Origin of the sequence: Mycobacterium sp., from assembly GCF_050700595.1 — a bacterium.
Taxonomy (GTDB): domain Bacteria; phylum Actinomycetota; class Actinomycetes; order Mycobacteriales; family Mycobacteriaceae; genus Mycobacterium.
Genome location: NZ_JBOHHI010000037.1, coordinates 1 through 22755, shown reverse-complemented (window position 1 = coordinate 22755; position 22755 = coordinate 1). Strand labels below are relative to the sequence as shown.

Genomic DNA, 22755 nt, shown 5'->3' with positions numbered 1-22755 from the left:
CAACGTCGCGGCCGAACTCAACGCGCGTCCCCGCAAGCGCTTCGGCTGGCGCACCCCCGCCGAAGAACTCAACCGACTACTCTCAGACCCGTCCGCCTTTGTTGCAGCGACCGCTTGAATCCAAGCTGAGCCACCTTGGGAGGCCGCAGCCACTGTGGCATCCAAGATGCGGTTACAGTGTTCGTCGTCGCCGGTCGGCCAAGTCATAGCGCCATCTTTTGCAATGGCGCAGTACTCACTGCGGTCCTAAACCGGATTGAACGACGAAATGAGCCACTTCTCATCAACTTTGGTCAACGTGACCAGAACGCTGCTGGAAGCCAACGTTGGTTCCGGCCGATCCGCGCTCACCGTGGTTTGATTGACAAATACCAGCACCACAGCCGAGTCCGGATGCAATTCCGAAAGGGCGGCACGTACCACCACCGCGCTGGTCTTGACGGACTTCTGCTTCGCGGCCGGCGTGACCATCTGCTGGGTGAACTGGCTGTAGTAAGACAAGAAGTCGCCAGTCAAATGAGACTTGGCGGAAGAAAAGTCGGTCTCCAGAGTGTCCGGAGAATACGACAGAATGGCAACCGTCCCCTCAGTAGCCGCAGACATTGCCGACTTAGCCTCCGCAGCATCGGTGGCTCGATCCGGCCGGTATTGGAAATAGAGCAACCCACCCGCTAACGCCGCCGAAGCCACGACCAGTAACACCAATAGCGCGGGAAGGACCTTACCGCGCGGCAACCCCTTCACGCGACCAGTCAAGCGCTTCAGCCGCCCGGGCTTCGCACCTTCGTCTTCAAGGTGCTCGACCGACTCGGCGTCCGGTGTCTCCTCGGCCACCGGGGTTTCCTCTGTGGTCACGGCACAAACTGGACTTTCGACATCTTGAGCTGATCCCCGTCGCGGGTGAGGGTGACGATCAATCTGAAATTGCGCGGATCCTGCTTGGCGCCAGCCGCATTGGTAACTTCCGCGGTGGATGCGACCAGCACCACTGCTGAGTCACTTGTCATCGAGCCCAAGTCCACTGCCGCGACCGCTACAGTGCCGCGCTCGACCACCTGCGACTGTTCCACCGCCTTGGTGAAATCGTCGGCGGTCTTTTGGAAGTCGTCCCTGAATGCGCCGGTGGAGTTCTCGATGACGCGCTGCACATCCTGTTTGGCGTGGTTGAAATCCAGCGACGTCAGCGTCACGACACCCTGCCGCGCTGCGGCCGAGAACTCAGCTACACGCTGACGCTGCTGGGACGCATTGCGATGCTCCCACACCATGTACCCGCTGACCGCCAACGAGGCGAAGATAACGATGACGGCAACAATGGCGGCGATGGTGGACAGTCGGGGACGACGCCACCGTCGATACCATGCCGGCTCGTCCGCCGCCGCGTCGGGAGCAACACCGGAAGCATCGAGTTCCGCGACGCCGTCACTCACATCTTCTGAGTCCTCCGCTTGAGCCTCGTCGGCTTCGTCTATCTGCGGCTCGGCTTTTTCCGCAGCTTCCACGAGTTTGGCCTGCTCGCGCAATTGAATGGCGCGAGCAGTGGCACGAGCGGCAGCTGCGAGAGCTTCAGCCTCCGCGGCCTCTGCCTCCGCCTGCTCGGCCATCGCCCGTATGTCAGCAGCAGTGCTCGGCGCTTGGTCCTCGTTCACCGGTTGCTCTTGTAACCCATCACGCAGCAAATATGGCTTTCTTCGCTTCCTGGCCGCTAACGCGGTTGATCGTTCAACACCTTACCGGTGGTGTCGAACCCGATCGCTTCAATTCGTCTGCTCGCTCCAGCGCTGGGATTACTGTGTCATTCATGGCCCTGGACAGAGCGCTCGCAGCATCGGTCCTAACTTGTGGATTGATCGCGGTGCCGATCATTCCGGTCGGTACGGCATCGGCGTTTTGTGACGCGGCGGATTGCGTTCCGAACGTGGCCCGTAACGTCGTTCCAGGCGCGCCCTGCGATCCCCAACACTTCTACGTCTTCGGTTTGGACTCCGGCTCCAAGACCTTGGTGTGCACCACGGCGGGCGTTTGGGCGCCGGCCGGACCGTTAGTCGGTTTACGTGAAGTCGCCCTTCCTTGCGATTCGCTGAATGACTCGGCGCAGGAAGGCGATGGCGCCCCGCTCAAGTGCGCGCAGGTGAATAGGACATTGCGTTGGGTGCACCGCGACGATACGCCCGGCTGAGCGTCCCACCCGGCAGCCGAGCTAAAGCGCCGAATCAGCGAAGTTTTCCTGCTGAAGCGTTAGCATCCTTTTGCACGAGCGGAGGCGCGACGTGACAACTAGGAGAAGGACCCTCCCGGGCATCGGTTCGGCAATGCTGTTGGCAATCGCAGGCCTCCTGGCAAGCACCACGCCGTCAGCGGCGGACGATGTGCCGCTGCATCATGTCAAGTACACGCTGACCGCCGACAACCCGATCTATGCGGACATCTATTACCTGGACCAGGAGCCACCGGCTTTTGCCGACTTTAGCCACAATCCCTACCAGTTCGTTCCGAACATCCAAGCCGACGTCGGCCCGAATCGGCCGTGGACCTACGAGCTCGATCTGGCGAACCCCTTCAATTGGGCCTTTTTCACGGCAAGTGTCGGACGCGAACCGAGCACGCCGATGTTTCACTGCCAACTGATGCTCGACGGCGGCATTGTCGCGATGCAGGACGGCCCCAAGGGCGTGCTCTGCTCGATTCGTAACTGGTAATTCGGCCAGCTGAGCACTTATCAGGTGTCGCCGCGAACCCAGGTCCTGTGACCGTTCTGGGCCACGCACATGAGGAACAGACCATCCGGCGCCTGCGCGACGTAGTACTCGGGCCATTTGGTGCAGTCGGAATTCTCTTCCTTGATTCCAGCCATCGGAGGCGAGCGGAACCATCTTGTCTCTCGCCTTCTCGCTGAACCGCAGAACAGGAGCCGGCCCGGTTGCGTGGCGAAGGTGATGTAGTAGTCGACGGTGCCGAAGACGTAGTAGGTGGTGTTGTCACACGGCGCACCGAGAACGATGCCCGGGGTGATGCCCGGCGTGCAGTCGGGATAGTCGCAAACAGTCGGTCCGGCGTCGGCGGTCGGCGCCGCCAGTACACCCATACCCACGAACGCGGCAATCGCTGCCACGACGAATCGCACTCGATTACTGTGGCACAGGCGGAAATGAAATTTCCCTGTTCGGCGAAGATTCCCCATCACACACACAACTGGCCCGCCGTACCGAAGGTTCGCGCTGACCAGTGATAATGGGGGCATTCCCTATACGCGAGAAGGAGGTGGCCATGGCGCAGCGGAAGCAAGCGGGTGGTAGCCCCACGCTCGCCGAAGCAATGGAAGACGTCGCCCGGGCCGAAGCACGAGCCGAGGCTGCCCGGGCGCGTGCGCTACAGCTGAGCCGGAAAGCCGCGGGAGACGATGAGGATGTTCACGACAGTGTCAGCGAGGCGGAGCCGGCATCGGCGAGATGGGCTCGGTTGCGGCGACAGTTGCGGAAGCGTCCGGGCCGGAAATCACTCGCCGTTGGCGCCGCGATTCTGCTGATCTGCACCTTTCTGGGAATGACCGGTTATGCGGTGTGGTATCACCGTAAAACCGTGGATGAGCGGCAGCGCGCTGCAGAGTTCGCTGCCGCTGCCCGGCAGGGTGCCATCACGCTGATGTCGATTGATGCCAATAAGGCGAGAGACGACGTGCAGCGCATCATCGATGACAGCACAGGCTCGTTGAAGACCGGGATGATGATCAATGCAGAGGATCTGGTCAAGTCGGTCGAAGAGTCGAAGGTAAGCACAAAAGTCGCCGTGAAGGCCGTCGCTGTCGAGTCGATAACCGACGATTCGGCAGTTGTTCTGGTAGCGATGAAATCCGAGGCCACCAACACCGACAAGACCAAACCGCCACCGCGGTCGTGGCGAGTCGTCATGAGTCTCCGGAGGGACGCCGGCAAAATCAAGATGTCCAATGTCGAGTATGTACCGTGACGGTCGACGACAGTTCCAAAATCGACGACGCTCGAGGTCCATCCGACGTGGAGCCGGCGAAGAGCGGCCGAATCAGCTTGAGCTGGCATTGGATCCGCCGTCGCCTGTCCAGATGGCGTCCAATTCTGTTGGTGCTGTTGGTCGTTGCCTCGATGGGGGTCGCTGCCGCCTTGTTTTTCGTTGAGTACCGTCCGGACCAGCAAACTGACGACGTGGCGGCACAACAGGTGGTCAATGCTGCGTCAGAAGGTGCGGTGGCGCTTCTGTCGTACTCGTCGGACAGCCTGAGCCGTGATTTCACCAATGCGAAGTTGCGCCTCACCGACGACTTTCAGGACTACTACAAGCGGTTCACTGAACAGATCGTGGCGCCGGCGGCCCAGCGGGGACTCAGGACGAACGCCCGCGTGGTTCGGGCTGCCGTATCGGAGCTGCATCCGAATTCAGCTGTGGTGCTGGTTTTCATCAATCAGAAAACGGCGAGTAAGGATCAGCCGGAGCCGGTGCAAACCGGGAGCAGCGTCCAGGTAACGCTGTCGAAAGTCAAGGGTTCCTGGCTCATAGCGAAGTTCGAAGGCGTGTGACAGCCGCCGCTGGCTTTTTGGGGCGAATTGGCGTGTGATGCACGGTCCGGTGTTAATGTCAGCTCCGAAGACTGTAGCGCGTCGAGGAGCACATGATGCGTTCGATGAGCCGAATGGGCGCCGCCGCAAGCGCAACTCTGGTACTCGTGATCGGCGGTTTGGGTACCGCACCGCCAGCCCGGGCGGTTGGCGACCCGATCAACGGGACGTACATCGCCACGTCGCTCGGCGAGTGGGCCAAAACCAACGAGGTGTATCGCGACGAAGCGACAGGGCGTAGCACGTGGACTATCACCTCTTCGTGCGCGACCTTCCAGGAGTGCAGCGGTCAGGTGAAGAGTGATCAAGGCTGGAGCGCACCGATAACCATCCATGATGGAGCACTGTGGTACGTCAGAAGAGATGTGCCGAATTGGGAACAGTGCCCCGACGGTACCGCGGCTACCGGGCAGCAGACTTACCAGTTCACTTGGGTAGGCCCGGACGGCCTAGCCCAGCGTGGGTCGAGAACACTGGCTGGTTGGGACAAGACGATGGGCCCCAGCGGCGCCTGCGGCGTAAATAGGTGGCTTGTGGTAGAGATGCCCTTCCGGCTCGACAAGATAGCCTGATCGCGACCGCTGGGTTCTCGCGCATCGACCCGTTGCGCCCGGCTCTGCCGCGCTTGCGATCGCCGCTCAGGTCGGAAGCATGTCCTTCCAGGTCGTGGGCGCCGACCGCTTGACGAGGTTGGACTGCCGATAAAGCTGCCCGTCGGGAGCGACGTACCGGCCGGTCTGCGGATCGTAGTGGGTAACGACCACCGATGGACCCGGCCGAGATCCGTTGCCGCCGAACGAGCTCGGAGCCGCCTGCGGGCCGCCGCTGCCGGGGCCGGTGGGCGGCGTGGCCGCTTCCGGAACATCCATCGGCGCTATGGGGGGAACCTCCTGCGCCATCGGTTCTGGTGCGTAGGCCGGCGGCGGAGATTCCGGCGGCACAAGTGGTCCGGGCGGCAGCGGCGTTCCCTCCACCGGTCCGAAGTACCTGTCGCGGAAAAAGCCGGCCCGGTCATCGGGCGCGACGCCCTGCGCGGTCAGGTTGGGATCCAGCGGGGCGGCGCCGAATGCGTGTTCCCGCATCGCCAGCGGTACGTAGGGCTTGTCGCTGTTGCAGATTTCGACTGTCGGCGCGCGCTTTCCCGGATGTCTCATGCAAGGGTAGTTACGGGCGCCGCGAACCGCTATCGGTGAATCTTGGGGCAGTTTGCAGTACAGGTTGTCCGGGGTATCTATTGTGGACGTGTCGGCCGGGGGACGCCATTCGCTGGGTGGTAGGAAACCGACCGTGCATGCCGGTGGATCACTGACGGAGACGGTGAAGTCGCCCCGGGTACGCCCGTACGCGCTGTTGTGTGTGGGTGCAGATTGTTGAGTAGCCGCAATGAACGGCGGCAGCAACACCAGTACTTGCTCTATCGAGGCATGGTAGGCCACGAAGATCTCGCCGACGGTGCTCAGGTTGGCGAGCAGCACCGGCAACGTCGGTTTGATTTGGTCAAGCAGTCGGGACGCCTCGTCCAGGGCACCGGGCCCGGTGTCCAGCAGGCTGCGCACCTGTGGGTCGTTGGTCACCAACTGGTCGCTGAATCCGGCAAGGCTGCGCGCCCACAGCCGGATCGCGTCGGTGGTTTGCGCTTGCGAGTCCAGAAGCGGCCCGGTGTCCTCCGTGAGGGTTCGTGCCCGGTCGGCGACGCCATTGAGGTCGCGGGAGAGTCGTGCTGCCGAGTCGTTCAGCGATGCGAAATCGTAGCCGGCCCCGTTGAATGCCTTGAACGTTTCGTCGAGTAATTCGCTGAGCTTGCCCTTGGGGATGCTGTTGATCAGGGTGCTGGTCTTATCGAGCAGCGGTCCGACCGGCTGCGGGATCGTGGCATCCCGCATGGCGATGACCGAGCCGTTGTGCAGGTAGGGCGGGGCGTCGGTACGTGGCCGCAGATCCACGTATTGTTCGCCCACCGCGGAGATGCTGCGCACCTCGGCCTGCAGATCGGCCGGGATTTTCTGCGAAGAGCCAAGGGACAGCGTCGCTTTCGCGCCGTGCGGCGTCAATGCAACCGCGGTGACCTTGCCGACCTCTACCCCGCGGTAGGTCACGTTGCTGAACTGGTAGAGGCCACCGGCGGCGGGTAGCTCCAGCGTGACCGTCATCCGCCCGATGCCCAGTAGGGTCGGCGCTTGGATGTAGATCAAGACCATCACGACCACACCGATGATGCCCACGATCGTAAAGATCATCAGTTGGATACGGACGAAACGGGTCAACATCTACCCACTCCCATCCGCGGGTGGGCCACCGGGTCCCGGCGGCAGCGGCGGTACCGGTCGTGGCGGTAATGCATTGGCTGCGGGACAGGGTCCGATCGTCCCGGTGCACGAGCCGATCGGCGGTGGCGGAAATGGTATGCCGTAGACGGGCCCCGGCACCGCTGTCGGCGTTAACGGGGAGTTGACGGGTGGCGGCACCGGTCCGGGAGCCGACGGGTTCAGCGGATCGGGGGTGTATTGATACTGCAGGTACGCCGGCTCCCCGGGCGCCGGTATCAGCTCCGCGCCCAACCGTTCCCAATGGGTGCCCAGCAGGGTGGTTCTTCTGAGCATGGCGTTCGTCAAGTCGATGGTGAAAAACCCGTTGGCGTAGTCGCCTCTGAAGGCGCGGTCGATGAGGTTCTGAGGGAACGGTAGCGTCGGCAAGAGCGTCAGACCCGCGCCGAGATCCGGCCCGACGTCAGCCAGCGCACGGATCGTCGGCTCGAGGTTTTGCAGGTTCTTGACCAGATCACCCCCCGCGTCGTTGATCAGTCGGGTGGCGGTTTCGCTGAACACGCGCAGTTTGTCCAGTGCGGTGATGATGCGCGGCCGCTCTTTGATCAGCACATCCAGCGCGGGCGGTATCTTGCGCAGCGCTGCCGTGATGACGTCGCGCTGGCCGGCCACGGTGTCGGCGAGCCGGTTCAATGCCTGTATCGATGCGACGAGGTTGTCGCGCTGCTGGTCGAGCGTGCCCACGAACCTATCGAGGCGAATAAGCAGATCGCGAACAGCACCGGGATGCCCGGACAAGGCGGCGTTGAAGTTGTGGATGATGTCGCCGATCTGGGTGAAACCGCCGGAATTGATGACAACCGACAGCGACGACAGGGTTTGCTCGGTCGACGGATAGGTCGACGAGCGGTTCAGCGGGATGGTGGCGCCCGGCTTGAGCCGTCCACTCGGCGGCTGGCCCAGCGGCGGATTGAGCTCCAGATGCATGGATCCCAGCAGGCTGGTCTGGCCGACGCTGGCCACGGCGTTGGCGGGCACGACGACATCGCGCTTCACCGAGATCTCCACGTCGGCGTGCCAGGCTTTCACCGTCATCTTGCCGACACTGCCCACCACGACATCGTCGATCATCACCGGGGAATTCGACTCCATCGTGCCGACATTGGCGATCTCGACGTGGTAGATGTCAGCGCCGGGTCCGCGACCGACCGCCCCGGGCAAGGGCAGCGAGTTCAGGCCGTTGAACGCGCATCCGGTCGCGGCCAGCATGACGCACGAGCAGATGACGAGCACCCGCCGCGCCATCACCCGGGCGGCGGTCATGGCTGCGGCCCTTCCGCAGGAAGCAGCATGCCCGGGAGGTTCTCCGGTGCCGCGGGCGGCGCGGGCGGTGGCGATTGTTCGGGGCTCGTCGGCGCCGGTGGCTGCGGCATCGCGGCTCCCGGTATCCGCGCCGGCGGCGGTATCTGCGGCGGCACCTGAGGGACGTCACCGGGCAGCCCGGTATACGCCGACACCGCGGGCGGCAACTCGGGCGGCCCAGGCTTCGGCCCTTCGCCCCCCGGTGCCAGCCGGGCTTCGCTGTAGACGATGTTTTGCGGATCAGCCGACTTCGACAGGATGGGGTTCAACGGAAAATAGAGATAGTTCATGTTGGGGAAGAAGAGACCAAAGGCCGGCAAACTCAAGAGCGTGAACGGGTTGACCACGCGCAGTGCGGGGCCGGCATACTGGGCGCACAGCTTGCCCGTCTCGGTCGCGGTGACGTTCTCGATGGCACCCATTTGTGAGCAGATGGCCCACAAGGGATTGGCGAAGTTATTCAAGGCAAATGATCCGCGGATCGACCCGGTGTCCGGGTTGTAGTCGGAGTAGCCGTTGGCGAGCGCGTTAGGCGTAACGTGCAGAATGTTTTCTAACGCCGTCTTCTGATCAACGAGAACCTGTGTGACGTCGGCTAACCGCGCAAACTGCTCGGAGGTCTGGTCACGAGTCCCCGCAATGAACCGCTGCACCTCGCCGGTTGCCGACGACAGATTCGTCAGCGCCGCGTCCAAATCGGATCTGCTGTCGTCGAGCACGCTGGACAACTTGGCGAGCCGGCCGTTGAACTGCACGAGTTGCTCGCCGCTGTCGCGAAGCGCGGCGACGAACGTCTGCAGATTTTTGATGATGTCGACGACGTTGCCGCTGCCGTCGGCCAAGACTCGCCCCACCCCCGACAGTTGAGCCAGGGTCTGCCGCAGTTTGTCGCCGTTGCCGCCCAGTGCGTCGGCGGCGCTGTCGATGAACCGGCCGATCGAGCTGCTCGACACCTCGCTGCCCGGCCCCAAATCCGTTGCCAACCGCATCAATTGGTCTTTCACTTCGTCCCACTCGACGGGCGTCGCGGTCCGCTCGAGCGGAATCACCGCGCCGTCACCCATCCTCGGACCGCTCGACCGGTAGGCAGGAGTGAGCTGGACATAACGGGCGGCCACCAGATTCTGGGCGACGATCACCGCTTTGGCATCGGCGGGAATGGGGACGCCGCGACCGACGTGCATGATCATCTTGGCCCGGGTGCCCTCCGGCTGGATCGCGGCGACGCTGCCGACCTTGAGCCCGGAGACCCGCACGTCATCGCCCGGGTAGATCGCCGTGGCGGTGGTGAAGTAGGCGGTGATCGTGTTGGGGCGGAAGAACGTGTTGCGGACGACCGCTGCCGCGCCCACGACAAAGAGCGCCGCCAGCACGACGGCGAGCCCGACAGTCAGCCTGTTGCGCGCGATCATGAGTGTGCCCCGGGGTCTCCGCCCAGCACACAGTTAGAGCAGGGCGGAATTCCGTTGGACGGCCACGGAACCAATGCCCGGGGCCCCGCGTTGTCCGGTGGCCGGCCACCGTCATTAGCCCTTCGGAACCCGAAGTAGAAGTCGAAGTACGGCTGCATGAAGTATTGCGGGAGGAACGCATTCGGGGCGAACGACTGGTAGTAGAAGCCTGAGGAGACGGCCTCGCCCTGGGTGAGCTGATATTTGGCCAAGCCCGGCAGCGCTTTGGCGATGTTGTCCCGGTTCTTCTGCAGCATCGCGGTCACCGAGTTCAGCTTCGCCAGCGTCGGGGCCAGTTTGGCTTCGTTGTCGTGGACCAGTCCGGACAGCTGCTTGGCCACCACGGAGGTGTTCGCCAGCAGTTGCACGATCGCCTGCCGTCGCGCCACGAGTACCTCCAGCAGGTCGTTGGCGTTGAGGATCAGCGTGTTGACCTGCTCGCTGCGTTGCGACAGGATCCCGCTGACATCGCCGGCGCCTTTGAGGAGCTCGCCCAGTGTTTTGTTGCGGCCGTTGAGGGCCTGCGACAACCGGGTCACCCCGTCGAACGCTGGACCTAATTGCGGAGCGATCTGGTCGAGCGTCGCCGACAGCGTGTCGAGCGACTGATTGACCGATTCGAGGTTCGTTCCGGCGGTATTGCCCGCGAGGTCGCTGACGGCCTCGCTCAACGAGTACGGCGAGGACGTGTGCGACACCGGTATGACGTCCATCGGATGCAGCCTGCCGCTGCCCGCCGATTCCGCGGTGAGGACCCGCTGGCCCAGCAGCGTACCGGTCCTGATGTGTGCGGTGCTGTCCGACCCGAGCTCGATAGTCCCCTTGACGGTGAAGGTCACCAATACATCGCCGTCGTGCAGCGACATGTTCGACACAGTGCCGACTTTCATTCCCGATACCGTCACGTCGTTGCCCACGGCCAGGCCGCCCGCTTCGGAAAAGAGCGCCTGGTATCTGACCGCCGTGGCTCGCTGAATCAGTTGGTCTGGGGATAGCCCGACGGCGATGACCAGCACCACCAGCACAACGCCGATGAATCCGGCCCGGATGAGCCCGGCTCCGCGGTACTTATTCATCGGTTTGCCCGCAATTCTTCTTCACTGGGTTCCGCGCACCTGCCGGCCTCTTGCTTGTATGTGGGCACCACCACCGTCCGGTATTGCAGATCCGAGACGCGCAGACTTAACTCGCAGAGGTAATACGGGATCCAGCTGCCCGTTGAGCCGAGCCGCACCAGTTTGCGGTAGTTTCCCGGCAGCTTTTCTAGTGTCACGTCGAGCCGATCCTTGTTCTGCTCGAGCAGCGGGGCCAACCGGCTCAGCTGCTCCACCGTGCCGCCCAGCGGCGGCCGCGCCCTGGTCAACAGATTCGCCAGCGAGCCGGTTCCGTTGTCCAGAGAGTTGATCGCGGCGCCGACCGTCTCGCGGTCTTGCGAGAATCCGCTGATCAGCTGCTGTAGACGATCCAGCGCGCCGGAGAACTTGTCACCGTCTTTGGCGAGCGTGCCGGCCACGGTGTTGAGGTGATCGATCAGTTGCTGCACCGTTTCGTTGTTGTCGGCCAAGGTATTCGAGAACGACGAGGTTTTCGACAGCAGAGACTGCAGGGTGCCGCCTTCGCCCTGAAAGATCTGTACCAGCGAGGCGCTGAGCGCGTTGACGTCTTGCGGGTTCAGGCCCGAAATGACGGGTTTCAGGCCGCCCAGCAGCAGATCGAGGTCGAGCGCCGGTGCGGTCTTCTCGACGGGGATTTGCGAGCCGGCCGGCAGCACCTTGGTAGAGCCCGGAGCGTCGACGAGTTCGAGGTAGCGATCACCCACCAGGTTGAGGTAGCGAACCACGGCCCGGGTGCCGCTGGTGAGTACGACAGTGCGGTCGGCGTCGAAGTTCACCACCACCGTCTTGTCGCGGCGCATCGAGACGCCCTTGACCGTGCCCACTCGGATGCCGGCAACCCGCACGGTCTGTCCGGGCTTAAGCCGGGAAACGTCGTTGAACACCGCCGAATACCGGTGCGTCGAACCGGTTCGGTACTGGCTGAAAATGAAGAACAAGAACACGGTCAGTACCACCATCACGACCGCGAAAGCCGCGAACTTGATGACTGTCCCGCGTGAGCCGCTCATCCGTTTGCCTGGTATTGGCCATACTGCATGGTGTTGCGCGGTGGCCCATCGAGTGGCCCGTACAGCAGCTGTTTGAGGAGATCGGAGTTGAGCAGCAGTTGCTGGTTGCCGTACTGCCAGGGGTTGGCACCGACATCGGCGACCACATAGGGCGGAGCCACGTCGACGCCCACATTGGGAAGGTTGTGGCATTGCGGGCCGCCCGTCGCGGCCACCTTGGGCAAATTGCCCGGGTACCGATAACGTTCGCTGCCGAACTGGAAGCCGATCGTTAAGGGGATACCAGGAACGTTCAGCGGCGGATCCCTTTGAGTCACGGCTGCTCCGGCAATACCGCACCACAGCGCTTGGTGGTACTCGTTAAGCAGATCGGTGGTCGGCCTCAGCAGATGCAGGACGTCGGTGAGGCCTTGGCGGTTGCCGCCGACCACCTCGTTGCCAATGTCGGCCAACCCGATCGCGCTGATCAGGAACGCGTCTAGGTTTTGTTGCTCGTCGACGATGGTCTGGCTGATCCGGGTCGCGTTGGCGAAGGTCTTCGTGAGGTCGGACGCGGCGTCGGCATAGGCGTCGGCGACCTTTGGAAAGACCTCGAGGTCGTGGCTCAACCTCGGCAGGGCGGGCTCCTGCGCGGCCAGATAGGCATCCAGGTCGGAAAGCGCTTGGCCGACCTTGTGACCGCGGCCGTTCACCGCCGACGCGATGGCGCCAAGGGTTTCGTTGAGTTTGACGGGATCGATCTTCGACAGGACCGACGTGAGTTCTTGGAATATCGTGTTGATTTCGACGGTGACGTGCTTGCCGTCGAGTACCTGTCCGGCATGCAAGGTCTTGGGCGAAGGATTGTCGGGCGGCACCAGTTGCACGAATTTGGCGCCGAACACCGTTGACGATGTTATGTCAACAAGCACATTGGCGGGAATCAGGTGCAGCCGCGACGGATCCATCGCAAGGTGGAGGACGGCTTGACCGTTCGGTTCCTCCTCGATCGCGGCGACCTTACCCACCTGCACGCCACGCATCTTCACCTTGGCATCGGGATTCATCACCAGGCCGGCGCGCGGCGACAACACGGTAACCGGCACGGTTTCGGTGAAGCTGCCCCGGAACAAGCCCACTGCCACCGCGACGATCGCGACGATTACCGCAACGGCCGCCAGGCCCGCCAGTGGGCGTCCGTAGTTGCCAGTGCGCCCCCGCCTCCGGACAGCGGCCGGGCCTCGACCCGATGCGACACCTACCGTCATCTGGCTTTCCTTACCCCGACAGGTTGAAGTTACCGTTAGTGCCGTAGATGGACAGCGAAACGAGCAACGTCACCGAAACCACGACGATGAGCGAGGTGCGCACCGCGTTACCGGTTGCGACACCGACACCCGCCGGCCCACCCGTGGCGAAATAGCCGAAGTAGGTGTGGATGAACAAAACCGCCAGCGCCATCAGCACGGCTTGCAGAAACGACCACAACAAGTCGATCGGGTTCAAAAATGTCGCGAAGTAATGGTCGTACAGTCCCGCGGATTGCCCGAACATGTACACCACAGTGCTTCGGCTGGCCAGGAACGAGAGGATGACCGCGATGCTGTAGAGCGGCGTGATCGCGATCATCCCGGCGATGATGCGGGTACTGACCAAGTATTCGACTGGGCGGATCGCCATCGATTCCAGCGCGTCGATTTCCTCGTTGATCCGCATGGCGCCCAGTTGCGCGGTCACGCCGGCACCGAAGGTAGCCGCCAAGCCGATTCCCGCCACCACGGGTGCCGAGATGCGGACGTTGATGAACGCCGCCAAGAATCCGGTCAGCGCCTCGATGCCGATATTGCCTAGCGATGCGAACCCTTGGACCGCCAGCGTGCCGCCTGCCGCCAGTGTGAGAAAGCCGACGATCACCACGGTCCCACCGATCAACGCCAAAGTGCCTGCACCCATGCTGATTTCGGCGATCAGACGAATGATCTCACGTCGATAGTGCACGGCGGCGTGCGGCACGCCGGCGATCGCCCTGCCGTAGAACAACGTGTGATCGCCGATCGCGGCCAACGTGCCGACTGGTCGGCGCCATTGACCGAGCGCCCGAAAAGTCCGGGGATAGTTGGCTCTCAGCGTTCTTACGCTCACGACATGTCTCCGGTCACTTGGTCGTGAACCGGATGCCGATGGCGGTGACCACCACGTTGATGACGAACAGCGACATGAACGCGTACACCACGGTTTCGTTGACGGCGTTGCCCACCGCCTTGGCCCCCCCGCCGGAGACCGTCAGTCCCCGGTAGCATGCCACCAGACCGGCGATTAAGCCGAACAGCGCTGCCTTGACGCACGAAATGATCACCTCTGGTACGCCGGTCAGCAACGTGATGCCGGCAGCGAACGCACCCGGGTTGACTTGCTGAACGAACACCGAAAAGGTGTAGCCGCCCAGGATGCCAATGATGACCACCAGGCTGTTCAACAACAGCGCAACGAGTCCGGACGCCAGCATGCGTGGCGTCACCAACCGCTGTACCGGGTTGATGCCCAACACCTCCATCGCATCGATCTCTTCCCGGATGGTCCGCGAACCCAGGTCGGCACACATTGCGGTGGCACCCGCACCGGCCACGATCAACACCGTCACCAGCGGGCCGACTTGGGTGACCGCGCCAAACGCGGCACCCGCGCCGGATAGATCCGCCGCACCCAATTCGCGCAGCAAGATGTTGAGAATGAAGCTGACCAGCACGGTGAACGGTATGGCCACCAACAAGGTGGGTACTAGTGAAACGCGTGCGATGAACCAGGATTGTTCCAGGAACTCTCGCCACTGGAAGGGTCGGCGGAACACGAAGCTGACCGCATCCGCCGACATCGCAAATAACCCGCCGACGGCCTGCATCGGCTTGGAACCTCGCCCCAACGACACACCCGACGACCAGCGATCCGCAAACCTACTCGCCACCAGCCCTCCCCACGACACCACCGGCCTTGTGCCCCAACCCGATCCGGATTACGGCGATTTGGTTGGCGGCCTCGTAGCGTCCGTGGCCGATGCTCCTGCAGAAGTCGTCATGGCCGACGCCGACGATGTCGACATTCAAGTGCGTCAACCTGGTGCTCACCACGGCCACCTCCGCCTCGGGGCTTCCCTCCTTGGTGGCGACGCAGGCCCCGCCTTCGTCACGCGTTTCGAGATTATGACCTACGCCGCACTCTTGCGGACGCAAAATGCGCAATGACATAAAGAAATGGCCAGCACGGCTGTCCCTTGTGCTGCTCACCGCCGCTAACCAGCCGGCGCAGGCGATTACCCCGGCACGTCGGAGAAGAAAGTTCTCGTTTTCGGAGAACGTCTACATCCAACGCTGACCGCCGGCGTGCGGGAGGGCCTCTTCATGCCAAACAGCATCTACTCGTCGCCGCGCACCCAGACCGTTCGACCGTTGCGCGCCATACACGTCAGAAACAGCCCGTCGGGCGCCTGCGCGACCATGTTCAGATAAGGCGTGCAATCCGCGCCCAAGTCCTTGATCCCGACCAAACTCGGTGACCGGAACCATCGCGGCGCATACTTCCTCGGGGAGCCACAGAAAACTATCCTGTTCGGCGCGTCCGAACCGCCGGGTGCTGAGGCCGTCACCCCGAACACGTAGTAGGTCGAGTTGTCACACAGCGTGCCGAGAACCACGCCTGGCTGGATGCCCGGCACACAGCTGGGGTCGTTGCAACTGGTGGTTGGGTCGGCCGCCGCCGGCGGCGCCGCTAGTACCCCGGTGGCCAGCAGCGCAGCAACAGCTGCCACGACCGATCGCACTCTGCTAGTCTCGCACGGGTGAAAGCCGAGTTCTCGGTTTTCGAGAGCATTATTCCTGGCCGTGCTCTCTTCGCAGCACCCACCTATCAAGGAGTTCTGGATGACTTCCGCCGAGCGTCGTGCTTCGGCGCTCGAATTGGCCGAGGCGGCGGAGGCAGAGGCTGCAGCCGCTGAGGCGGCAGCACGCGCCGCGGCCGCCCGCGCCCGCGCGATACGGCTGCGCCGGGAAGCCGGCACAACGCCGCCCGACCCTTCCGATGGTGCAGACACGGCAGACGCGGACGATGATGGCTCGGCGCTCGACACACCCGCGGCTGCCCGCTCGCGGCCGCTACGTCGCCCGGGTAGGAAAGCCGTGGCCGTCGCCGCAGGAATCATGTTGATCTGCGCCTCGCTCGCGGCGAGCGGCTACATGTTCTCCCGCGATCGCATTGCTTCGCAGCAAAGGCAACGCGCCGCGGAGTACGCCGCGGCGGCCCGCCAGGATATCGGCGCCCTGATGTCGCTGGATTTCGCCAAACCACAGGAGAACATGCAGCGCATCGCTGATAACTCCACGGGAAACTTCAAGAACAGCTTCCCAGTGATCGCCGACAAGCTGACCAAGGGGCTGGAGCAGTCCAAGGTCACCACCACAGTCACCGTGCACGACGTCGCCGTCGAGTCGATGACCGACAATTCGGCGATCGTCCTTGTCGCGGCGACGACGGAGGCCAAGGTACCCGATGGCCCACCGCAGCCACGATCCTGGCACATCGCGCTGGGCCTCCGCAGGGATGGCGGAAAGCCCAAGATGGCGAATATCGAGTTCGTCCAATGACAGTCGACCAAGACAAGCAAAACGACGAGGGCGGGGCCGTCGAAGATGAGCAACCGGCGCCCGGCCGGCTACGGCGCGTCCGACGCGTAATAGATTTCAGCCGGCGCCGGATACGCAGGTTGCCGGCGCACTGGCGCGTCATCGTCCTGGCGGTGGCGGTCGTTGCAGCGGTAGGTCTTGCCGGCGGATTGTTCTTCCTCCAGTATCGCCCCATACAACAGACCGACGACGCGGCGGCACACGCAACGATCAAGGCCGCCTCCGACGGTACGGTCGCGATCCTGTCGTACGCACCGGAGACCGTCGACAACGATCTGGCGGTCGCCAAGTCACATCTGACCGGAACCTTCTTGAAGTACTTCAACGATTTCGGCCGATATTTTGTGGCACCGGCCGTCTGGCAACAGGGCGTGAAGGCATCGGCCACCGTCCTGCGCGTCGCGGTGGTGGAAATACATCCGGATTCGGCCGTGGTGCTGCTGTTCGTCCACCAGACCACCAGCAACAAGGACAAACCGGAGCCGGTCTTGACCACGAACAGCGTGCGGGTAACGCTGACAAAGGTCAACGGGTCGTGGCTGATATCGAAATTCGAGCCCGAATAAAACGCGGCACGTGATGTGAGGAGCGACCAATGCGGGTAGTTCACGCGATGGCAAGCGCAACACTGATGGCCGCCACAATGATCCCGGGATTCGGCGCCTCAGCCCAGGCAACAACGGATACCGAAGCGATGGCCCTCAACGGGACATATCGGGCTACCTCCGATGGTCAATGGGCAACGACCAACGACCAGTATCACAACGAAGCGACCGTCACGGCCATTTGGACCATCACCTCCAGCTGCACCAATCCCATGGAATGCACGGGCCAGGTCACCAGCGACCAAGGATGGAGCGCACCGCTGCAGCTGATTGGCGGCAATATGTGGCGCGTTGCCCACGATGTCCCGGACTGGGAGAAGTGCGGAAACGGCTTGCCGGCCGCACCTGGGCGCCAGGTTTTCAGGTTCTCAGCGGACGACAAGCTGGCCGGCGATGACCACACCGTCGGACCCAGCGGCGCCTGCGGCGTCAATAAATGGCTCGTTGTCGACCTGCCATTCAAGTTGGTCAAGATCGGGTGAGCATCGCCGGCTCGCGACCGGCACCGCCGCGACGGCACTTACGTTTGCCTGAGGACCAAATCCGTCCATGTCTTGGTCTTGTGGTCCGCAGGGGTAACCACGTCGGACGGCCGAGAGAGGTGGCCGTCCGGCCCGACATACGACCCGGTGCGAGGGTTGTACTGAGCGATGGCAACCGAGGGACCGTTCCCGGACCCGCTGGTGCCGAACGAGCTCGGGGCCGCCGACGGCTTCCCACCAGGCGGCGGCGGAGGTGCCGGCGGGGGCGCATCAGAGTCGGGAGTATCCATCGGCGCCAACGGTCCCATCGATGGCGGACTCATGGCGTTGCCGTACGGTCCCGGCGGCAGGCTCGCGGGGCCACCGGGCGGTCCTGGCTGTGGCGCACTGGCCGGGTCAGCTTGCGGACTCGCGGGACTATTAGGCGGCGCCAGCCATGCCGGACCCATGGCGGCACCCGGCGGCGGGGCACCCCCCGCGTTGCCGGGCGGTAGCGGTCCCAGTGGCGGGCGCGGGGGTAGTGCCGGGGGTGGGGGCAGCATCGCGGATGGGGGTAGCGGCGTTCCCTCCGGCGGACCGTATAAGTAATCGTGGAAGTTGATCCGATCATCGGGTGGGATGCCCTGCGACACCAGGTTCGGATCCAGCGGGTATGGGCCGGCCATATGCTGTCGCATGGCCAGTGGTTCGTATGGCTTGTCGCTGTTGCAGATTTCGACGGTCGGCGCCCGCTTGCCGGGGTGCCCCATGCACGGGTTGTTGCGGGCGCCGCGAACCGCGAGCGGCGAATCCTGCGGCAGTTTGCAGTACAGCCCGTCCGGGGTGTCGGCCTCGGTGGTGTCGGCCGGTGATCGCCACTGCGACGGCGGCAAGAATCCGACCGTGCACGCCGGCGGGTCGGCGATCGCGATGTGGAAACCGCCCACCGGCAGGACCGCGTAGTTGTTGATCGGCTGGGCTGCCTGAAGCTCGGCGATAGCGGGCGGCAGCAGGACCAATAGTTGCTCTAGTGAGGGATGATAGGTCACGCCGATTTGGCCGATGGTGGTCAGGTTGGCGAGCAGCACCGGCAGCGTGACCTTGATCTGGTCGAGCAGGCGGGCAGCCTCGTCGGCCGCCCCCGGTCCGGCCTGCAACAACGTCCGCACCTGGGCATCGTCGGTCGCGAACTGGTCGCTCACTCCGGCGAGACTGCGCGCCCACCGCCTGATCGAATCAGCGGTTTGGGCTTGTGAATCCAGCAGCGGCGCAATGTCTTCGGTTAACGTCCTAGTGCGGTCGGAGACGGCGTTGGCGTCGGCGGCCACCCTGGCCGACGAGTCGAACAGCGACCCCAGGTCATAGCCGGATCCGTTGAAACCGGTGAACGATTCGTCGATTAACGCGCTGAGTTTGTCCTTGGGAATGCTGTTGATCAGCTTGGTGGTCTGTTCCAGCAGCGGCCCAACCGCTTGCGGGATCGTGGTCTCCCCTGCCGGTATCACCGAGCCGTCCCGCAGGTAGGGCGGCGAGTCGGTGCGCGGGCGCAGATCGACGTATTGTTCCCCCACGGCGGAGATGCTGTGTACCTCCGCGCGCAGGTCGGCCGGAATCTTTGGCGAAGTGCCAAGGGAGAGCGTCGCTTTCGCGCCATTGGGGGTCAGCCCGATCCCGGTGACCTTGCCTACCTGCACACCGCGGTAGGTCACGTTGGAAAAGCGGTACAGCCCCCCCGCGGCAGGCAGCTCCAACGTGACGGTGATCCGGCCGACACCCAGCAGGGTGGGCACCTGTATGTAGGAGAAGATCATCACGACCACGCCGATGATCGACACGATCGTGAAGATGGCCAGCTGGATTCGGACGAACCGCGTTAACATCAGCGACCCCCGTTCGCAGCGCCGACGTTCGCACATGGGTCCGGCGGCGGTGGCGTACGCGGTAAGCCGGTGACCCCATCACCGTTTGGAAACTTCGTGTAGAAGGCGTCATATCCGGGGTCTCCCGGCGCCGGCACCCATGAGAGGTCCTTCTGCTGCCAGTGGGTGCCTATGAACGTCTGTTGCTTCAGTCGGGAACGGGTTCCGTCGATGATGACGAAGACATTGAAGTAGTCGCCCCGCACACCTCGATCGATGAGATTTTGGCCGTAGGGGAACGCTGATCCCGCGAAGGCGATGTTCTTGGCAAGGTCGGGGCCGACCTCGGCGAGCGAACAAAATGTCGGCACAAGGTTTTGCAGGTTCTTCACCAGATCGGTCTGTGTATCGTTGACGAAGCCAGTCGCGGTGTCGCTGAACACCCGCAGCTTGTCCAGGGCGGTGGTTATCTGTGGGCGTTCCTTCAGCAGCACATCGAGCGCGGGTGAAATCTCCCGCAGCGCCCGGATGATGACGTCGCGTTGTTCGGCGAATGTACCGGCAACACGGTTCAACCCCTGGATGGACGCGATGACGTTGTCACGCTGATCGTTAAAGGTGCCGACGAATGTGTCCAGTCTGCTCAGCAGATCCCGAACCTCGCCTTCACGCCCCGACAGCGCGCCGCTGAAATTGTGAATGACGTCGCTGATCTGTCCCAATCCTCCGGAGTTGATGACCACCGACAGTGACGACAGGGTCTGCTCGGTCGACGGATAGGTCGACGACTTGCTCAGCGGGATGGTGGCGCCCGGCTTAAGCCGTCCGGTTGCGGGCTGGCCAAGCGGCGGATTGAGCTCCAGATGCATCGAGCCCAGCAGGCTGGTCTGTCCGACGCTGGCGACCGCGTTGGCCGGTACGACGACATCGGGCTGCACGGCGACTTCGACGTCGGCGTGCCAACCCCGCACCGTCATTTTACCGACGCTGCCAACCACGACGTCATTGATCATGACCGGCGAATTCGACTCCATCGTGCCAACATTGGCGATCTCGACGTGGAAGACTTGAGCACCCGGTCCTCGTCCCACCGCTCCGGGAAGCGGCAACGAGTTCAGGCCCTGGAATGCGCATCCGGTCGCGGTGAGCACCACACACGATCCGATAACCAGCAGCCGACGGACAGCACTACAGAAGGTCATGGCCCTGGCCTTTCCGCCGGAAGCAGCATGTTCGGCAATGTCGGTGGTGCAGGTGCAGGCATCGGCGGTGCAGGTGCATGCGGCTGGGCGGCAGGCGGCTCGGATGCGGGCGGCTGGGCCGCAGCCGGCTCGGGTGGCAGCGAAACGGCCCGGGGCGGCCCGGGTGGTGGTGGCGCCCAGAATGCTCCCGGGCCCCAGTCCGGGATGTGATCACCCGGCAGCCCGGTATACGCCGAGCCCGTGGGCGGGATTTCGGGCGGCGTGGGGGTCGTGCCGTTCAGGCCGCCTTCGCAGGGATCCATGTGGGGATGACAAGGGATCAGGGCCGGGTCGGTGTAGATGACGTCTTCCGGGTCTGCCGCTTTCGAGATCCACGGGTTGGTCGGAATGGGAATATAGTTGATGAAGTTCAGCAGCCGCAGTCCGGGGCCGAGATATTGGGCACACAGCTTCCCGGTTTCCGTCGCGGTGACATTTTCGAGGGCCTCGATAGCCGTGCAGATCGAGAACGTCGTGTTCGAAAACGAGTTGACCACGAACACGCCGTAGTTCATCCCGGTGGCGGGGCTGTAAATGTTGTAGAAGTTGGCGAACGCATTCGGCGCGACGTGAAGAATGTTTTCGATAGCCATGCGGTGCTCGACGAGATTTTGGGTGACGTCGACCAACCGGGCTATCTGCTCACTGGTTTTGTCGCGGGTCCCCGCGATGAAGCGCTGCACTTCGCCGACCGCTACCGACAGATCTTTCAGCGCCGCGTCCAAGTCGGACCTGTTTTCGTTGAGCACACTGGTCAGCGCGGCGAACCGGTCCTGGAACTGCACGATTTGGGTGTTGCTGTCGCGAAGTGCCGTGACGAAGGTCTGCAAGTTCTTGATGATGTCGACGATGTTGCCGCTGCCGTTGGCCAGTATCCGCCCCACCCCGGACAATTGAGCCAGCGTCTGCCGCAGCTTGTCGCCGTTACCCTCGAGCGAGTTCGCGGCGCTGTCGATAAACCGGCCCACCGACGTGCCCGAGACGCCATTCTTGGGTCCCAAATCTGTTGCCAGCCTGGTCAGTTGGGTCTTCACCTCATCCCACTCAACGGGGACCGCGGTCCGGTCGGCCGGTATCACCGCACCGTCGGGCATCGTCGGGCCGCTGGTCCGGTAGGCCGGCGCGAGCTCGACATAGCGCGCCGCGACCAGATTCTGGGCGGCGATCACCGCTTTGGCATCGGCTGGAATGGGCACGTCACGGTCGACGTGCAGGATCATTTTGGCTTGACTGCCCACCGGTTGGATGGCAGCGATGTTGCCCACCTTGACACCGGAAACCCGCACCTCGTCGCCGGGGTAGATCGCGGTAGCGGTGGTGAAAAAGGCGGTGATCGTCTTCGGGCGGAAGAACGTATTGCGGACGACTAGTCCCCCGCCGGCAACGATCAGCGCTGCCAACATGATCGCCAGTCCGGTCACCAGCCTGTTGCGCCGGATCATGGTGATCCTCCGATCCTTCCGCCTAACGTGCAACCATCGCACGGCGGAATACCGGCGTACGGGAACGGCACCTCCGCCCGCGGCATGGGCGACGGGAACCCAGGACCGCGACCGGGCGCGGTGTCAAAGGTGCGGAAGCCAAACAGATAGTCGAAGAACGGCTGAAAGAGTTCCAGGACAAGTTGGTTTGGCAGCATCGCCTGGTAAAAGAAACCAGTCGAGACGGCCTCGCCAAGGGTGATTTGGTATTTCGCCAAGCCGGGCAGCGCTTTGGCGATGTTATCGCGGTTCTTCTCCAAGACCGCTGTCACCGAATTCAGCCTATCCAGGGTCGGCGCCAGCTTCGCTTCGTTGTCGTGCACCAAGCCCGTCAGCTGCTGGGCGACAACGGAAGTGTTCGCCAGCAAATCGACGATCGCTTGGCGCCGCCGCGCCAGCACGCCGACCAGATCATTGGCGTTGAGGATAAGCGTGTTGACCTGTTGACTGCGCTCCGACAAAATTCCGGTGACATCACTGGCACTCTTGAGAAGATCACCCAGATTCTCGTTGCGGCTGTTGAGGGTCTGTGACAGTCGGGTCAGCCCGTCAAACGTCGGTCCCAGTTGCGGTGCAATCTGGTCGATCGTTTTCGACAGGGTGTCCAGTGACTGGTTGAGCGTTGCGGTGTCGGTTCCGGCGACATTGGTGGTCAGGTCGCTGAC

General features: G+C 63.2%; 25 protein-coding genes. 8 read left to right on the top strand and 17 right to left on the bottom strand.

The genetic code is table 11. The annotated features are described in order from the left end of the window. Positions 1-246: 246 nt before the first annotated feature. A complete protein-coding gene (locus ACRDTL_RS03490) occupies positions 247-855 on the bottom strand; it encodes a twin-arginine translocation pathway signal (protein WP_431505324.1) in 609 nt (202 codons plus the stop codon). Continuing rightward, the gene (locus ACRDTL_RS03485) at positions 852-1604 is read right to left on the bottom strand and encodes a hypothetical protein (protein WP_431505323.1); all 753 of its coding nucleotides are present in this window, start codon (positions 1602-1604) and stop codon (positions 852-854) included. Before ACRDTL_RS03485 ends, ACRDTL_RS03490 begins: the two co-directional genes overlap by 4 nt. Positions 1605-1681: 77 nt before the next feature. Between ACRDTL_RS03485 and ACRDTL_RS03480 the strand changes: the two genes are divergently transcribed. Together ACRDTL_RS03480 and ACRDTL_RS03475 are read left to right on the top strand one after the other, a co-directional pair. Next, positions 1682-2179 (top strand): hypothetical protein, encoded by a 498-nt coding sequence (locus ACRDTL_RS03480; protein ID WP_431505322.1) that lies wholly within the window; start codon positions 1682-1684, stop codon positions 2177-2179. Positions 2180-2312: 133 nt separating this feature from the next. Further along, entirely contained in the window at positions 2313-2699 is a 387-nt protein-coding gene (locus ACRDTL_RS03475) for a hypothetical protein (RefSeq protein WP_431505321.1), read from the top strand. Positions 2700-2719: 20 nt separating this feature from the next. Here the strand turns inward: ACRDTL_RS03475 and ACRDTL_RS03470 are convergent, their stop codons facing one another. Next, entirely contained in the window at positions 2720-3124 is a 405-nt protein-coding gene (locus ACRDTL_RS03470; protein ID WP_431505320.1) for a hypothetical protein, read from the bottom strand. Between the two features lie 419 nt (positions 3125-3543). On the opposite strand from ACRDTL_RS03470, the gene ACRDTL_RS03465 reads away from it, so the two are divergent. The 3 genes from ACRDTL_RS03465 to ACRDTL_RS03455 all read left to right on the top strand — a co-directional run bounded on the left by ACRDTL_RS03465 (position 3544) and on the right by ACRDTL_RS03455 (position 5161). Further along, positions 3544-3966, top strand: coding sequence for a hypothetical protein (locus tag ACRDTL_RS03465; RefSeq protein WP_431505319.1), 423 nt, complete (start codon positions 3544-3546; stop codon positions 3964-3966). Beyond that, on the top strand, positions 3963-4550 hold the full coding sequence (locus tag ACRDTL_RS03460; protein WP_431505318.1) for a twin-arginine translocation pathway signal: 588 nt from the start codon (positions 3963-3965) through the stop codon (positions 4548-4550). The genes ACRDTL_RS03465 and ACRDTL_RS03460 overlap by 4 nt, the downstream gene beginning before the upstream one ends. 104 nt (positions 4551-4654) lie before the next feature. After that, positions 4655-5161: a hypothetical protein gene (locus ACRDTL_RS03455; RefSeq protein WP_431505317.1), complete on the top strand. Its 507-nt coding sequence runs from the start codon at positions 4655-4657 to the stop codon at positions 5159-5161. Between the two features lie 66 nt (positions 5162-5227). On the opposite strand, the gene ACRDTL_RS03450 is transcribed toward ACRDTL_RS03455, so the two are convergent. From ACRDTL_RS03450 to ACRDTL_RS03405, 10 genes are all read right to left on the bottom strand, one after another. After that, positions 5228-6856, bottom strand: coding sequence for an MCE family protein (locus tag ACRDTL_RS03450; protein ID WP_431505316.1), 1629 nt, complete (start codon positions 6854-6856; stop codon positions 5228-5230). Continuing rightward, a complete protein-coding gene (locus ACRDTL_RS03445) occupies positions 6857-8158 on the bottom strand; it encodes an MCE family protein (RefSeq protein WP_431505326.1) in 1302 nt (433 codons plus the stop codon). Between the two features lie 14 nt (positions 8159-8172). Further along, complete coding sequence (locus ACRDTL_RS03440) at positions 8173-9627, bottom strand: MCE family protein (protein ID WP_431505315.1); 1455 nt, start codon at positions 9625-9627, stop codon at positions 8173-8175. Then, complete coding sequence (locus tag ACRDTL_RS03435) at positions 9624-10742, bottom strand: MCE family protein (protein ID WP_431505314.1); 1119 nt, start codon at positions 10740-10742, stop codon at positions 9624-9626. Before ACRDTL_RS03435 ends, ACRDTL_RS03440 begins: the two co-directional genes overlap by 4 nt. Continuing rightward, entirely contained in the window at positions 10739-11791 is a 1053-nt protein-coding gene (locus ACRDTL_RS03430; protein WP_431505313.1) for an MCE family protein, read from the bottom strand. The genes ACRDTL_RS03435 and ACRDTL_RS03430 overlap by 4 nt, the downstream gene beginning before the upstream one ends. Then, positions 11788-13038, bottom strand: a complete 1251-nt coding sequence (locus ACRDTL_RS03425) for an MCE family protein (protein ID WP_431505312.1) — start codon at positions 13036-13038, stop codon at positions 11788-11790. The genes ACRDTL_RS03430 and ACRDTL_RS03425 overlap by 4 nt, the downstream gene beginning before the upstream one ends. A gap of 10 nt (positions 13039-13048) precedes the next feature. After that, complete coding sequence (locus tag ACRDTL_RS03420) at positions 13049-13912, bottom strand: MlaE family ABC transporter permease (RefSeq protein ID WP_431505311.1); 864 nt, start codon at positions 13910-13912, stop codon at positions 13049-13051. Between the two features lie 13 nt (positions 13913-13925). Then, complete coding sequence (locus ACRDTL_RS03415; protein ID WP_431505310.1) at positions 13926-14732, bottom strand: MlaE family ABC transporter permease; 807 nt, start codon at positions 14730-14732, stop codon at positions 13926-13928. Further along, positions 14722-14892, bottom strand: coding sequence for a hypothetical protein (locus ACRDTL_RS03410; protein WP_431505309.1), 171 nt, complete (start codon positions 14890-14892; stop codon positions 14722-14724). The genes ACRDTL_RS03415 and ACRDTL_RS03410 overlap by 11 nt, the downstream gene beginning before the upstream one ends. A 287-nt stretch (positions 14893-15179) precedes the next feature. Then, the gene (locus ACRDTL_RS03405) at positions 15180-15572 is read right to left on the bottom strand and encodes a hypothetical protein (RefSeq protein ID WP_431505308.1); all 393 of its coding nucleotides are present in this window, start codon (positions 15570-15572) and stop codon (positions 15180-15182) included. A 112-nt stretch (positions 15573-15684) separates the two neighbouring features. Between ACRDTL_RS03405 and ACRDTL_RS03400 the strand changes: the two genes are divergently transcribed. Genes ACRDTL_RS03400 through ACRDTL_RS03390 form a run of 3 tightly spaced genes read left to right on the top strand, consistent with a single transcriptional unit; the run spans position 15685 to position 17530 of the window. Next, entirely contained in the window at positions 15685-16404 is a 720-nt protein-coding gene (locus ACRDTL_RS03400; RefSeq protein ID WP_431505307.1) for a hypothetical protein, read from the top strand. Then, a complete protein-coding gene (locus ACRDTL_RS03395; protein ID WP_431505306.1) occupies positions 16401-17009 on the top strand; it encodes a twin-arginine translocation pathway signal in 609 nt (202 codons plus the stop codon). Before ACRDTL_RS03400 ends, ACRDTL_RS03395 begins: the two co-directional genes overlap by 4 nt. 29 nt (positions 17010-17038) lie before the next feature. Beyond that, the gene (locus ACRDTL_RS03390; protein ID WP_431505305.1) at positions 17039-17530 is read left to right on the top strand and encodes a hypothetical protein; all 492 of its coding nucleotides are present in this window, start codon (positions 17039-17041) and stop codon (positions 17528-17530) included. Positions 17531-17568: 38 nt separating this feature from the next. Here ACRDTL_RS03390 and ACRDTL_RS03385 read toward each other — a convergent pair whose 3' ends face one another. The 4 genes from ACRDTL_RS03385 to ACRDTL_RS03370 all read right to left on the bottom strand — a co-directional run. Continuing rightward, positions 17569-19389 (bottom strand): MCE family protein, encoded by a 1821-nt coding sequence (locus ACRDTL_RS03385; protein ID WP_431505304.1) that lies wholly within the window; start codon positions 19387-19389, stop codon positions 17569-17571. Further along, complete coding sequence (locus ACRDTL_RS03380; protein WP_431505325.1) at positions 19389-20543, bottom strand: MCE family protein; 1155 nt, start codon at positions 20541-20543, stop codon at positions 19389-19391. Before ACRDTL_RS03380 ends, ACRDTL_RS03385 begins: the two co-directional genes overlap by 1 nt. A gap of 23 nt (positions 20544-20566) precedes the next feature. Continuing rightward, on the bottom strand, positions 20567-22051 hold the full coding sequence (locus tag ACRDTL_RS03375; protein ID WP_431505303.1) for an MCE family protein: 1485 nt from the start codon (positions 22049-22051) through the stop codon (positions 20567-20569). Continuing rightward, the coding region (locus ACRDTL_RS03370) for an MCE family protein (protein ID WP_431505302.1) at positions 22048-22755 on the bottom strand (708 nt) is incomplete at its 5' end. The genes ACRDTL_RS03375 and ACRDTL_RS03370, both read right to left, overlap by 4 nt.

What these genes read in the sequence shown, in the direction of transcription:
- ACRDTL_RS03485 (WP_431505323.1), bottom strand. Translation starts at nt 1,604, where the DNA reads ATGGCCGAGCAGGCGGAGGCAGAGGCCGCGGAGGCTGAAGCTCTCGCA.
- ACRDTL_RS03480 (WP_431505322.1), top strand. Translation starts at nt 1,682, where the DNA reads ATGGCTTTCTTCGCTTCCTGGCCGCTAACGCGGTTGATCGTTCAACAC.
- ACRDTL_RS03475 (WP_431505321.1), top strand. Translation starts at nt 2,313, where the DNA reads ATGCTGTTGGCAATCGCAGGCCTCCTGGCAAGCACCACGCCGTCAGCG.
- ACRDTL_RS03465 (WP_431505319.1), top strand. Translation starts at nt 3,544, where the DNA reads ATGACCGGTTATGCGGTGTGGTATCACCGTAAAACCGTGGATGAGCGG.
- ACRDTL_RS03455 (WP_431505317.1), top strand. Translation starts at nt 4,655, where the DNA reads ATGAGCCGAATGGGCGCCGCCGCAAGCGCAACTCTGGTACTCGTGATC.
- ACRDTL_RS03450 (WP_431505316.1), bottom strand. Translation starts at nt 6,856, where the DNA reads ATGTTGACCCGTTTCGTCCGTATCCAACTGATGATCTTTACGATCGTG.
- ACRDTL_RS03445 (WP_431505326.1), bottom strand. Translation starts at nt 8,158, where the DNA reads ATGGCGCGGCGGGTGCTCGTCATCTGCTCGTGCGTCATGCTGGCCGCG.
- ACRDTL_RS03440 (WP_431505315.1), bottom strand. Translation starts at nt 9,627, where the DNA reads ATGATCGCGCGCAACAGGCTGACTGTCGGGCTCGCCGTCGTGCTGGCG.
- ACRDTL_RS03435 (WP_431505314.1), bottom strand. Translation starts at nt 10,742, where the DNA reads ATGAATAAGTACCGCGGAGCCGGGCTCATCCGGGCCGGATTCATCGGC.
- ACRDTL_RS03430 (WP_431505313.1), bottom strand. Translation starts at nt 11,791, where the DNA reads ATGAGCGGCTCACGCGGGACAGTCATCAAGTTCGCGGCTTTCGCGGTC.
- ACRDTL_RS03425 (WP_431505312.1), bottom strand. Translation starts at nt 13,038, where the DNA reads ATGACGGTAGGTGTCGCATCGGGTCGAGGCCCGGCCGCTGTCCGGAGG.
- ACRDTL_RS03400 (WP_431505307.1), top strand. Translation starts at nt 15,685, where the DNA reads ATGACTTCCGCCGAGCGTCGTGCTTCGGCGCTCGAATTGGCCGAGGCG.
- ACRDTL_RS03395 (WP_431505306.1), top strand. Translation starts at nt 16,401, where the DNA reads ATGACAGTCGACCAAGACAAGCAAAACGACGAGGGCGGGGCCGTCGAA.
- ACRDTL_RS03390 (WP_431505305.1), top strand. Translation starts at nt 17,039, where the DNA reads ATGCGGGTAGTTCACGCGATGGCAAGCGCAACACTGATGGCCGCCACA.
- ACRDTL_RS03385 (WP_431505304.1), bottom strand. Translation starts at nt 19,389, where the DNA reads ATGTTAACGCGGTTCGTCCGAATCCAGCTGGCCATCTTCACGATCGTG.
- ACRDTL_RS03375 (WP_431505303.1), bottom strand. Translation starts at nt 22,051, where the DNA reads ATGATCCGGCGCAACAGGCTGGTGACCGGACTGGCGATCATGTTGGCA.